9 protein-coding genes are annotated in these 13,202 nt (G+C 60.9%); 8 read left to right on the top strand and 1 reads right to left on the bottom strand.

Features of this window, described 5'->3' with window-relative positions; all coding sequences use genetic code 11:
* Positions 1 to 74: 74 nt before the first annotated feature.
* Positions 75 to 1,208 carry an AI-2E family transporter gene (locus VH599_00615; GenBank protein HEY7346787.1) on the bottom strand — a complete coding sequence of 378 codons (1,134 nt, stop codon included), beginning with the start codon at positions 1,206 to 1,208 and terminating at the stop codon, positions 75 to 77.
* A 441-nt stretch (positions 1,209 to 1,649) separates the two neighbouring features.
* Here VH599_00615 and VH599_00610 point away from each other — a divergent pair, with 441 nt between their 5' ends.
* From VH599_00610 to VH599_00575, 8 genes are all read left to right on the top strand, one after another.
* Complete coding sequence (locus VH599_00610; protein ID HEY7346786.1) at positions 1,650 to 2,750, top strand: phenylalanine--tRNA ligase subunit alpha; 1,101 nt, start codon at positions 1,650 to 1,652, stop codon at positions 2,748 to 2,750.
* 15 nt (positions 2,751 to 2,765) lie between these two features.
* Entirely contained in the window at positions 2,766 to 5,351 is a 2,586-nt protein-coding gene (gene pheT / locus VH599_00605) for a phenylalanine--tRNA ligase subunit beta (GenBank protein ID HEY7346785.1), read from the top strand.
* Between the two features lie 504 nt (positions 5,352 to 5,855).
* Positions 5,856 to 6,989, top strand: a complete 1,134-nt coding sequence (locus VH599_00600) for a LacI family DNA-binding transcriptional regulator (GenBank protein HEY7346784.1) — start codon at positions 5,856 to 5,858, stop codon at positions 6,987 to 6,989.
* Between the two features lie 238 nt (positions 6,990 to 7,227).
* Positions 7,228 to 8,898, top strand: a complete 1,671-nt coding sequence (locus tag VH599_00595; GenBank protein HEY7346783.1) for an ABC transporter substrate-binding protein — start codon at positions 7,228 to 7,230, stop codon at positions 8,896 to 8,898.
* Between the two features lie 102 nt (positions 8,899 to 9,000).
* Complete coding sequence (locus tag VH599_00590) at positions 9,001 to 9,984, top strand: ABC transporter permease (GenBank protein HEY7346782.1); 984 nt, start codon at positions 9,001 to 9,003, stop codon at positions 9,982 to 9,984.
* Positions 9,985 to 9,990: 6 nt separating this feature from the next.
* Positions 9,991 to 10,950 (top strand): ABC transporter permease, encoded by a 960-nt coding sequence (locus tag VH599_00585; protein HEY7346781.1) that lies wholly within the window; start codon positions 9,991 to 9,993, stop codon positions 10,948 to 10,950.
* Positions 10,951 to 10,963: 13 nt separating this feature from the next.
* On the top strand, positions 10,964 to 12,082 hold the full coding sequence (locus VH599_00580) for an ABC transporter ATP-binding protein (GenBank protein ID HEY7346780.1): 1,119 nt from the start codon (positions 10,964 to 10,966) through the stop codon (positions 12,080 to 12,082).
* The gene (locus VH599_00575) at positions 12,079 to 13,194 is read left to right on the top strand and encodes an ABC transporter ATP-binding protein (protein ID HEY7346779.1); all 1,116 of its coding nucleotides are present in this window, start codon (positions 12,079 to 12,081) and stop codon (positions 13,192 to 13,194) included. The genes VH599_00580 and VH599_00575 overlap by 4 nt, the downstream gene beginning before the upstream one ends.
* Positions 13,195 to 13,202: the final 8 nt, after the last annotated feature.

Below are 13,202 nucleotides of genomic sequence, written 5' to 3'. Positions count from 1 at the left end.
GCTTTGGAGAACACGTGCATGGACTTTACCAATCTCTGACAGCACTGGCCGATGCCTGGCTTCTGGGCAGCAAGCTATCCAACAGTCTCATCCGCTGTCTCGGCGAACGCTGGCATCTCCTCGGCCTCGTCGGCCTGTGGCGGCAGAAACTCTTCTGGATGCTGGCGATGCCACTGGGTCCAGAGCGCCACCAGCACAGCCAGGATCAATCCGGCCAGCGGCGCGGCAAAGATCGCGCCCCAGATGCCAAAGAGTTCTGTGCCTGCTACCAACGCGATGATAGCGATGACCGGATGCAGCCCCAGCGCGCGGCCAATGATGCGCGGTCCGATAATGTCGCCTTCAATGATGTGGACGACAATAAAGTATCCCAACACCAGCAGCGCAATTACCCAGCCTCTGGTGGGCAGCGCGATCAAGACGCAGGTGGCCCCGGAGGCGAAGGTGCCAAGAATGGGGACAAACTCGAAGATAGCGGCCAGGACACCGAGCAGCAGGGCATAGGGCAGGCCAAAGGCGGCCATGCCGCCACCGACCAGCACGCCGATCAACACGGCCATAAAGATCTCGCCGCGAATATAGCCGCCGACGGTACGCCCCAGTGTATCCAGGAAGAACAACATCTGGTTGCGCCGCTTGATGGGCGCCGCGCTGCGCAGCCAGGCGATCACTCGTGGCCCATCAATGACCAGATAGATACTCAGCACGATTACCAGAATCAGGTCCACGATAGCAGAGGCTAATCCGGTGAGGATGGGTACAGCTTCGCCAGCGATCTCTTTGGCGTTGGATTCGGCCCAGTCAATCACCTGCTGCCGCGTCTGGTTGACCTGATCGTCGGTCACACCCAGCGGCCTCAAGAATTGCGCGATGCCTGAAGGATGGTCAGGGGTGCTGGGCTTGAGCAGATCGGGCAGGTTCGCGGCAAAGGCTGTGACCTGCGACACGGCTGTGCTGAAGACGAGATAGCCCAGCGCGCTCAGCGCGCTCAGGGCCAGGATGTACACAATGACCACTGCCAGCGAGCGCGGCAGCCAGCGGTCCAGCAGCCTGACGGCTGGGGTCAGCGCGTAGGCCAGGACGGCGGCCATGCTGATGAGCAGCAGGGACGTGACGACGTGCGAGAGCAACCAGAAGACGACCAGCAGCAGCGCCAGCCAGATCAAGAGAGCCAGCCCGCGATCACGAGCGTTAATCCACGACTGCACTGAAGTCCTCCCTGGTTTCTAATACTGAACAGCCATCTCAACGGTGGTGCGCCCAGCTTATCACGCTTTCAAGCCTTCGGCAAGGGGCTTGCAGATGGTTGCAATTGGTGGTATCATACGGGCAACAAAGTTCATATTGGAAGCGCGACGAACAGGAACATCGGCGCCACCCGGAGGCCGTTGCAGAGAGCGGGGCTGGTGGAAACCCGCACAACCTCTGGCGCTCATTCACCTGGGAGCTGCATAGCTGAACCCGGTTCTATCCGGCAGTAGGCCACGCTGGTTACTCTCGCCATTATCCGAGAGCCAGATCCGTCTAGAGGCGCGTCTGTTCATGCGCTCTGGATGTTGTCTGAGTGAGTGAGCAGCGACGCGCTGCTAATATGGGTGGTACCGCGAGTTGAACCCCTCGTCCCATAGTGGGATGAGGGGTTTTTGTCTATGCTGAACAAGCTGCTGGCGGCCAGGCGCAAGCGCAATCGCCAGCGAGAAGGGAAGAAGCGCATGAGCGCCATCACACAAACATTGGAGCAACTGCGCCAGGACGCTCTGGAGGGTCTGGCGCTGGCGCGGACAAGCGAGGCAGCCAGAGACTGGCACGCAGAGTATCTAGGTCGCAAAGGTCGTCTGACGGCGGTGCTGCGCGGCCTGGGCAGCCTGCCCGCCGAAGAGCGCGCCCAGATGGGCAAGGCCGCCAACGAGATCAAGCTGGCCCTGGAAGCGGCGCTGGAAGAGCGCCAGGCGGCGATTGCCAGGGCCGAGATGGAGGCCGCGCAGAGCGCCGCAGCCGTTGATGTGACCCTGCCAGGGCGCAAGCCAACGGTGGGCAAGCTGCACATTGTTACGACGACGCTGCGAGAAATCTACGCCATCTTTGGCTCGATGGGCTTCCAGGTCTACGACACGCCAGAGGTGGAGACTGACGATCTCAACTTCCAGCAGCTCAATATCCCGCCCGGCCATCCGGCGCGTGACATGTGGGATACATTCTACACAACCACGCCGGAGGTCATCTTGCGCACGCATACCAGCCCCGGCCAGATTCGCGTCATGCGCGAATATGCGCCAGAGCCGATCAGAGTCATCTTGCCGGGCAAGGTCTATCGCTATGAGCAGTTGACGGCTTCCCATGACTTCATGTTCTATCAGGTGGAAGGGCTGGCCGTTGGCAAGCATATCACCTTCACTGATCTGAAGGGGGTCTTCGTCAACTACGCCAATCAGGTGTATGGGCCGGGCCGCCGTCTGCGCTTCCGCAAGAGCTACTTCCCGTTCACGGAACCGAGCGTCGAGATTGATGTGGATTGTGTGATATGCAAGGGCGCTGGCTGCGCGTTTTGCAAGTATACCGGCTGGTTGGAAATCCTGGGCGCGGGCATGGTCCATCCCGTCGTGCTGCAAAATGGCGGCTACGATCCCGCTGAATATAGTGGGTTCGCCTTCGGCATGGGACCAGAGCGCGTTGCGCTGCTCAAGCATGGCATTGACCACATCCGCTACTTCTACACAAATGATGTGCGTTTCCTGGAACGCATTGATTGATCGGAGGCTTGGACGATGTTAGTTCCGCTCTCGTGGCTGAAAGAATATGTTGATCTGGTCACGTCCACCCAGGCTCTGGCTGAGCGCCTGACGCTGGCCGGGATGGAGGTGGAGGGGATTGAGCGTACCGGCGACTGGTGGGACGTCGAGAAAATCGTGGTTGGTCAGATTGTGGCGGTGCAGAAGCACCCCAATGCTGACCGGCTGACGCTGGTGGATGTCGCTTATGGCGGCCCCGAACCAGAGCAGGTGGTGACAGGCGCGCCGAACCTGTTCCAATATAAGGACACCGCGCCGGACCAACTGCCGACGCTGAAAGCGCCCTTCGCCCGTGCTGGCGCGACGCTGCTGGATGCCTACAGCGACGAGGAGCCTCGGCCAAAGAAAGAACTGAAGCCCTCGAAGATTCGCGGCGTCCTTTCCAACGGCATGGTGTGTTCGGAGCGCGAGCTTGGACTGAGCGAGGAGCATGAGGGCATTCTGCTGCTGCCAGAGGATGCGCCGGTGGGCGTCGCGCTGCGCGACTATCTGGGCGATGAGGTGCTGGAAGTGAGTCTGACGCCGGATATGGCCCGCTGCCTGAGCATGATTGGCGTGGCCCGCGAGGTGGCCGCCTTGACCGACGCGCCGCTCCATCTGCCGCCCGATGAATGGCATCCCGGCGGGGATGACGATGCCGCCGCGTATGTCGCGGTGGAGATCGCCGCGCCCGATCTCTGCAACCGCTACATCGCAGCGGTCATCAAAAACGTGCAGATTGGCGAGTCGCCCAGGTGGATGCAGGAGCGGCTGCGCAAAGCGGGCATGCGACCCATCAACAACGTGGTGGACATCACCAACTACGTGATGCTGGAGTGGGGCCAGCCGCTGCACGCCTTCGATTACGATGTGCTGGCGCGGCGCGCGGCCAGGAGCGGCCAGACGAGGCCGCGCGTGATTGTGCGCGCCGCACAGCCGGGTGAAAAGATGGTCACGCTTGACGACGTGGAGCGCGAACTGGATGCCTCGATGCTGCTCATCACCGATACCGCCGGGCCGATTGCCATCGCGGGCGTGATGGGCGGCGGCGAAAGCGAAGTCCACGCCGGGACGCGCACTGTTTTGTTGGAATCGGCGACGTTCGATGGCATCAACAACCGGCGCACAGCGCAGAAGCTCAAGCTGCACAGCGAAGCCAGCCAGCGTTTCACGCGCGGCGTACCCGCCAGCCTGAACCCCATCGCGGCGCGCCGGGCGGCGGAATTGATGCGCCTCTACGCGGGCGGGCAGATCATGCCGGGGATGGTGGATGCCTATCCGGTCCCGCAGACCCGGCCAGTGATCTCTATCACCGAGAGCGAGGTACAGCGCCAGCTAGGCATGCAAGTCAGTCTGGAGGAGATTGCTATCGCCTTGCGCAAGCTGGATTGTGTGGTGGAGCCGCTGGACGCGCTGCCAGCCTCGCCAGCGGAATCCGGCAAGAGCGCCTTTGGCCTCTCGATAAAAGCGGGCGAGCCGCTGCTGCGTGTGCAGCCGCCCTGGTATCGGCTGGACCTTCAGATACCCGCCGACCTGACCGAAGAGGTGGCCCGCGTGATCGGCTACGAGCGCATCGAATCAACGCTGATGGCCGATGTGCTGCCGCCGCAGCGGCATAACCTGACATTGGAGACTGAAGAGAAGATTCGAGATATTCTGGTGGGCTGTGGCTTGCAGGAAACCATCAACTATACGCTGACAACGCCGGAACAGCACGACAAGCTCACGCTCGCTGCCGCGGGCGCGGCGGACCTACCTACCTGCTACATCACGCTGGAAAATCCGCTCACAGTACGGCGGCGGGTGATGCGCCGCTCGCTGCTGGTGAGCGCGCTGGAGAACCTGGAGTTCAACAGCCGCTACACCGCGCGCCTGGCAACCTTTGAGGTGGGCCGCGTCTATTTGCCGGAGCAGGGCGATGGCGTCTTCCCATTGGAGGATCGGCGGCTGAGCATCTTGCTGACGGGGCCGCGCCGCGAGGTTGGTTTCCACCCCGACCCGGCTGGCGCGGAGAACGCCGATTTCTTCGACCTCAAGGGTATCGTCGAAGTCTTATTGGAGCGCCTGGGCGTTCCGGCCAGCGAGATCGCCTATGCGCCTCGGCCTGATACACGGCCCTTCGGCCCGAACTGCGCCGAACTCATCATTCGCGGCAAGGGCGAAGGCGTGCTGGGCATGCTGGACGCGCAGGTGCGCGAGGCGTTTGATCTGCCCGCCAGCCCTATCTGCCTGGCCGAAATACGGATCGAGCCGCTGATAAAACCTGGTTGGAGCCTGGAAGTCATGCAGCCGATCAGCGCCTATCCGTCGGTGGTCGAAGACCTGGCCTTTGTGGTTGCCGAGGGGACACCTGCCCAGCAGGTCGCTGACGCCATTCGCGCAGCGGGCGGCGCGCTGCTGACCAATGTAGAACTGTTCGATCTGTATCGCGGGCAGCCAATTCCGGCGGGGCAAAAATCCCTGGCATACAAGCTGACCTATCAGAGCCTGGAAAAAAGCCTGACCGATGATGCCGTTGCCGCTGTGCGCAATCGCATCATCCGACAGGTAGCGGAAACTGTGGGGGGCGCGCTGCGCGCCTGAAAGCAGCAGCCCGGAAAAAGCGAGGGCAGGAGGTGGTGATGCCCACTATTCCTGCCCTCTTCGTTTGAGGGGCTAACCAGAATGCCGCCCCGCGAGGGAGTGGGGCGGCGTCCATACGATCCGCAGCCTGCGGGGCAAGCGCTGCTGCGGTATCTACTCCGGCGCTGCTGAGCGAAACGCTGGAGTGTGCGGCCTCACATAAGAAGTGTAATTTGACTGTGGAGAGAATACAGCGGTTTTTGACGCCAGAAATGTCCTTGTGGACGAAAAAGTCACAGAGCCATTAGGGCAGTTCTCCACAAATGCCTGCTCTATTGTGCTCTTCTTGAAAAAAACTGCCTCTTACCTCTTGACAAACCAGGTTGGTATCAGTATACTTGTTTGTAACCGGTTCCGAGAACGATACCGATAACGATTACGAGACCGCTCTCAGCCCCTATCCTCGTTCTGGCGCCTGAGAGGATAGCAGTGTAGCTCGCAGGAATCGCCTGCAAGGGGGACCAGATGGCCGGAAAGCTAACGATCCAGGATATTGCCCGTCTGGCGGGCGTCTCCAAGGCCACCGTCTCGCGCGTCCTCAACCACAAGCCCGACGTGGACCCGGCCACCCGTGAACGCATCTTGCGTATCATGGATGAGCAGGGCTTTGTCCCCAGCATCACCGCCGCCGGGCTGGCTGGCGGGCGGCCTCGTATTATCGGGGTGCTGGTTCCCTCCCTGATCTGGCCCTTCATTCCTGAAATCGTGCAGGGTGTCGCCGAGTTTGTCGAGAGGAGTTCCTACGAACTCATTCTCTATAGCCTCTCGTATGCCAGCCACCTGTACGCGAGCAACACGGGCAGCAAGACGGTAGGAGATCGCAGCGCGGCGGTTGATCGCATCGTGGACGCGCGGCTCACCGCAGGTCTGGTGGCGATCACACCCGGCCAATCAGCGGCGCATCTCACCCAATTGCACGAGCAGGGCTTTCCGGTGGTGATGATTGACGACCAGGGCCTGCCGACCAGCGCCCCCTGGGTAGGCGCCGATAATCGCACCGGCGCGTATCAGGCTGTGCGTCATCTGATTGGCCTGGGCCACCGGCGCATCGCGCATATCAAAGGACCGGCCAGCTACCAATGCTCGCAGGAACGCTATCAAGGCTACTGCCAGGCGTTGATGGAAGCTGGCCTGACCCCAGATCCCTCGCTCGTCGTTCAGGGCGATTTCGAGATTGCCAGCGGGCGCACCTGCGCCCATCAACTCTTCTCGTGGGCTGAACCGCCCACTGCTATTTTTGCCGCCAATGACCATATGGCCTGGGGCGTCATGGAAGTTGCGGAGGAAGTGGGCTTGCGGATACCGGAGGATGTCGCCCTGGTCGGTTTTGACAATATGGGAACCTCGGCCCATAAGCGGCCCCCACTTACTACCGTGCGGCAGCCTTTCCACGAGATGGGCCAGCGCGCCGCCGAACTACTCCTGGGGCTGCTGGAATCACCACGGCATCTACCGCTCTATACAAGCGCCACTCCCTTTCTTAAATCTTCTCTCCTCTCATCCGCCTATACCGAGCCTATTCGCATTCTTCTGGACACCAATCTGCTGGTTCGTGAGTCCTGCGGCGCGCAGCAACTGACGCCGCTGCCCAAATTGTAAAATCGCTGGATGCCCGCGCCGTTCAGGGAGACAGCGGCGCCCGCGCTACGATTCATACACATCGTTCTCACGCGTCAATCTCGTTATCTCATCCATCATCAGGAGCGTTGGGCAACCTGTACTGCTCAGAAGGGGGGATACAACAGGAAACTGACAGCAGCAGTAGCAACCTGGCGACGTAGGCGCCTCTGTGAATCAGCGCATGATTCATCTTATCCTTTGTGAGGAGGACTCCATCATGAGGTCTTGGCATCGCCACGCGATGGCGATCATTGGCGCGCTCATCATTCTGAGCGTAGTTCTGACTGGCTGCGGCACGCCCAGCGGCAACAACGGCAGCCAGTATGGCGGGACCGTAACCATAGCGCCCTCGCCTTATGGCCCCTTTACGCGGAACTTCAACCCGTTCCTTCCCAACAGTGACCGCGTTGGCACGCTGGGCATGATCTATGAGACTCTGCTCTCCGTGAACCGGCTGAGTGGCAAGGCCAGCCCCTGGCTGGCGTCAACCTATCAGTGGAACAACGACGCCACCAGCATCACCTTCAATCTGCGCAGCGATGTAAAATGGACAGATACTACCGACTTCACCAGCGCCGATGTCCTGTTCACGCTGAATCTGCTCCATCAATACCCCGCGCTGGATGGCGGCGGCCTGTGGAAAGCCATCAGCGACATCAGCGCCCCGGACGCGCATACCGTCGTGGTCAACTTCAAAGTGCCTTCGGTGCCGATCTTGTGGTATCTGGCCGGGCAAACCTATATTGTGCCTCAGCATATCTGGCAGAATATCAAAGACCCGACCACTGAAACCAACCCCAACCCGATGGGCACAGGACCATTCACCCTGGGATCGTTCAACGCCCAGGTCTATACGCTGAAGAAGAACGCGCACTACTGGCAGGCTGGCAAGCCCTACGTTGACGCGCTCCGCTATCCGGCTTACGACGCTAACGCCGCCGCTGACGTACTCCTCTCGACGGGTTCGTTGGACTGGTCCGGCGTCTTCAGCTCTGATTTGCAGAAGACCTATGTCAACCGCGACCCGGTTCACAACCACTACTGGTTCCCTCCGGCCAACGTCGTCATGCTCTATCTGAACCTGGCGAAGGCCCCGTTCAACAATCTGGCTGTGCGCCAGGCGATCAGCGCGGCCATTGATCGTGAGGCGCTCTCCACCCAGGCAGAGCTGGGCTACGAGCCGGTGGCAAGCCCGACTGCGTTGGTGCTCCCTGCCAACCAGAGTTACCTCGACCCGCAGTATGCGAACACGAAGTTCGGGGCAGCCGACGCCGCCAAGGCGGCTTCGACCCTGGAGGCTGCTGGCTTCACGAAGGGCAGCGATGGGGTCTACGCCGATGCCAGCGGCCATAAGCTGCAATTCAAAATGAACGTGGTGACTGGCTGGAGCGACTGGGTAACAGCCGTCCAGATCATGGCGCAGAACCTGAACGCGGCTGGCATGAAAGTGACCGTCAATGCAATCTCGTTCAATGATTACATCGCGGCGCTTTCCAACGGCACGTTCGATTCGGCGATCTCCTGGACAAACCCCGGCCCCACGCCGTATTATCTGTACCAATCACTGCTGGCGAGCAGCAACACAGCCCCGGTGGGGCAGGCGGCAAACTCCAACTATGAGCGTTGGAGCGATACCGCCACCGACCAGTTGCTGTCCCAGTACGCTGGTTCGCCCGACGCGCAGGTACAGCAGCAGGCAATTGCTGGTCTGCAAAAGATCATGGTCGAGCAAATGCCTGCCATTCCGCTGATGGAGGGCGCGACCTGGTACGAGTACTCGACGGCTCGCTTTGTTGGCTGGCCCGATGAGCACAACCAGTATGCAAGCCCTGCTCCCTGGCAGTTCCCGGATGCTGCGGTGGTGGCGATGAACATTCATAAAGCCTGACGACCCATCTTCGCTCACCGGGCGTTGGTAGCTGGCTGGCCTGTTTCTCGTTCCCTTCCCAGACCGGCCAGCTACCGGCTCCCCTTCCTAAAGGAGCCGCAGATGCAATACCTTCTGCGCCGAATTGGCTTTTACCTTGCGGCCCTCTGGGCTGCCGTGACGCTGAACTTCCTGCTCCCCCGGCTGATGCCCGGCGACCCGGTTCTCTTGCTGATCGCCAGGCTTCAGGGCCGTCTGGACCCGCACGCCATTGATGCGCTCCGCCTTCAGTTCGGGCTGGGCAGCCAGCAAAGCCTCTTCACCCAATACGTGAACTATCTGGATGATCTGGTTCACGGGAACTTTGGCATTTCGATCAATTACTACCCCACGCCCGTTTCAGAGGTGATCGGAACAGGGCTGATCTGGACGCTGGTGCTGGTAGGTACTTCCGCTATTATCAGTTTTTTGTTAGGTACTGCCCTGGGCGCGCTAGCCGCCTGGAGACGCGGCTCCTGGTTCGATACCGTCTTCTCTCCGCTGCTCACTTTTTTTCAGGCAATTCCCTATTTCTGGCTGGCGCTGCTGCTCTTGTATATTCTGGGGCTTGATCTCAAATGGTTCCCGCTCGGCTTCGGCTATTCCATCGAACTAGAACCAGCCTTTAATCTCAATTTCATTCTGGACGCATCCTATCACGCGGTTTTGCCCGCATTTACCATTGTCATCAGTTCGGTGGCTGGCTGGATGTTGGGTATGCGCAACGCGATGCTTACCACACTGGCCGAAGATTATGTGTTGATGGCGCAGGCCAAGGGCCTTCCAGAACGGCGAGTGCTTGTCACCTACGCCGCGCGCAACGCGATTTTGCCCAATATCACCGGCTTTGCTATCTCGCTGGGCTTTGTCATCGGCGGAGCCTTGCTGACAGAAATTATTTTCTCGTATCCTGGCATCGGCTTTATTCTGCTGAGTGCGGTGCAGGCGGAAGACTACCCGCTGATGCAGGCTATTTTCCTGTTGATTGCCCTGATAGTGTTGATTGCCAATTTCCTGGCCGACATCTTTTATGTCGTGCTTGACCCGCGTGTGCGGCAGGAAGGATGAGCGACGATGGCCGTGAAACAGAAGGGTGAGCGACCCTTCATCGCCGCAGACCAGACGCTGGATGTTGGCGCCGCTGGTGAGCCGGGCGCCGTGAAGCCCAGGAATATCTCCGTCCTGGGCAGACTGGTCAGGAATGCGGCGCTGCGCCCCTGGAAGATTCGTCTGGGCCTGGTCATTATCGGGTTCTTTGTCCTGGTAGCGATCTTTGCGCCGCTGATCGCCTGGCAAGACCCACAAGCCTTTAGCCGCGATGCGCTGCTTCCGCCTTCAGCAGCGCACTGGATGGGTACCACGCAGACGGGCCAGGATGTGTTTGCCCAACTGGTGTATGGCACGCGCGTGACGCTGATCGTCGGCTTTACCGTTGGCCTGGTCGCCACGGTCCTCTCGGTTGTGATCGGCCTGATCGCGGGCTACTTTGGCGGCCTGATTGATGAAGTCCTTTCGCTGCTCATGAACGTCTTTCTGGTGATTCCGGCCCTGCCGCTGGCGATTGTGATGGCCGGCTATGTCACGGTGCGCGGCCCAATACCCGTGGCGATTGTGCTGGTGGTGACTGGCTGGGCCTTTGGCGCGCGGGTGCTGCGCGCGCAGACGCTTTCGATGCGCCAGCGCGATTTTGTTGCGGCAGCCCGCGCCAGCGGCGAAAGCACCCTGCGCATCGTCTTTGCCGAGATTCTGCCCAACGAGATCGCCATTGTCTGCGCCAGCCTGATCTTCACCGTGCTGTATGCCATCCTGGCAGAGATTGGGCTGGAGTTTCTGGGCCTGAGCGATGTCACGGTCACGAGTTGGGGCAATATCCTCTACTGGGCGACCAACGGCAATGCGCTGCTTCTGGAGGCCTGGTGGTGGTTTGTGCCAGCAGGGTTGTGCATTGCCCTGCTGGGCGCGGGCCTGGCCTTTGTCAACTTCGGCATTGATGAGATTACCAACCCGCGCTTGCGCGATGCCTCGCGCAGCTAGAGGAGGAGCGGCGATGGGAACCACTACCGTACTGGACATCAAGCACGTCAGCGTTGATTATGCGAGCGCGTCGGGCGCTGTCCATGCTGTGGATGATGTCAGCTTCAGCCTGGGACGTGGGCAGATTTTTGGCCTGGCCGGTGAGAGCGGCAGCGGCAAATCCACTCTGGCCTATGCGATTGCGCGCCTGCTGCGCCCGCCCGCCATCATCACCCAGGGCCAGATGTTGTATTATCCGCGCCCAGGGCTGGACGATAAAAATGAGGACGACAGCATCATGCCGGTGGACCTGCTGGACCTGACACCGGCAGAACTGCGCAACTTCCGCTGGCGCAAGCTCGCCATCGTCTTTCAGAGCGCGATGAACGCCCTCAACCCGGTGCTGGACGTTGGCGCGCAGATCACCGACGTGCTGCGGGCGCACTATCCCGCCATGTCGCGCAAAGCCCAAAAAGACCGCGCCGTCGAACTGCTGCGCCTGGTGGGCATTGCGCCAGACCGCCTGCACAGCTATCCGCACGAACTGAGCGGCGGCATGCGCCAGCGGGCGATTATCGCTATCGCGCTGGCGCTCAACCCGGACATCATCATTATGGACGAGCCGACGACGGCGCTGGATGTGGTGGTGCAGCGCGAGATTCTCGCGGAGATTATGGGGCTGCGCCGCGATTTTGGCTTCTCGGTGATCTTCATTACCCACGACCTCTCGCTCTTGCTGGAGATCGCCGATCAGATAGCGATTATGTACGCGGGCCGCATCGTAGAGACCGCCACACGCGAGCAACTCTATCGCCAGCCGCGCCATCCCTATACCTATGGCCTGCTCCATTCTTTCCCCACGCTGCATGGTCCGCGACGAAGCATGCTCGGCATCCCCGGATCTCCCCCTGATCTGCGGGCTGTGCCTTCCGGCTGCGCGTTTCATCCGCGCTGCTCTTTTGCCTTCGGGGCCTGCCAGTCTGTTGTTCCGACGCTGCTGACACCCTCCTCAGAAGCGCCGGAACAGCAGGTGGCCTGCCACCTCTACGACAGCAGCCTGAATCCGGCAGGGATTCCCCAGGAACTGCGCCCCGCGCCTGTTGAGGAGCAGGTTGATTCGGAACTGGCGCTGCGCAAGAGGGAGGAACGATGAACACCTTCGAGCCTTCGAGAGAAGCTGCTGAGCAGAGAATCGGCCTGAACGGCAATAGAGCGCAGAGCGCCATCCAGGCAGTTCTGGACGAGCCGGTGCTGGAAGCCATCCATTTGCGCAAGGTCTTTCCTTTGCGACAACTGCGCCTTTTTGGCCCGCCGCGCGGCGTCAAGGCGGTGGAAGATGTCTCGCTGGCGCTGCGCCCCGGGCGCTGCACCGCGCTGGTAGGCGAAAGCGGCAGCGGCAAGACCACAGTGGCGCGCCTGCTGGCGCGGCTCTATGGGCAGAGCGCGGGCGCGATTCACTTTCGGGGCCAGCCCATCGGCGGCAAGCGAGCCTGGGGGCTGCGCAACTATCGCCGTCACGTACAGTTGATCTTTCAAGACCCGTTCTCTTCGCTCAATCCGGTGCATACCGTCAGGTATCACCTGCGCCGTCCACTGCGTCTGCATGGACACGCCCATTCAGCAGCGGAGGAGGAACAGCAGATCAAGGCGCTGCTGGAGCGCGTGAACCTGACGCCCGCCGAACAGTTTATGGCGAAGTTCCCACACCAACTCAGCGGCGGCCAGCGCCAGCGCGTCGCCATTGCGCGGGCGCTGGCGGCAAAGCCGGAAGTGCTGCTGGCCGATGAGCCAGTCTCGATGCTGGATGTTTCGATTCGGCTGGATGTGTTGAACCTGCTGCTGCGGCTCAAAGAAGAAGATCGCCTGGCGCTGCTCTATATCACGCACGACATCGCCAGCGCGCGCTACTTTGCTGATGAAACGCTGGTCATGTACGCCGGGCAAATGGTCGAGGGCGGTCCCAGCGAGACCGTCACGCAAACGCCGAAGCACCCCTATACCCAGCTCTTGCTGCTGGCCGCGCCAGACCCTGATCGCATAGCGGCAGGCGCCCAGCAAGAAGATTCTCCGCTGCTGGCGGATCGTGGTGAGCCGCCCAGCCTGATTACCCCGCCGAGCGGCTGCCGCTTCCATCCGCGCTGCCCATTTGCCATGCCTGTCTGCCGCGAGCAGTTCCCCCCGCGCACCGACCTGGGGGCGGGCCACTGGACCCACTGTTTCCTCTACGGGGAAAACGCCGCCGTTTCCAATACAAGCGCAACCTGACCCTTGCT

This window comes from Ktedonobacterales bacterium, from assembly GCA_036557285.1.
Lineage (GTDB): Bacteria > Chloroflexota > Ktedonobacteria > Ktedonobacterales > DATBGS01 > DATBHW01.
The sequence above is the reverse complement of the archived record's forward strand: the minus strand, read 5'-3'. Positions and strand labels throughout refer to the sequence as shown.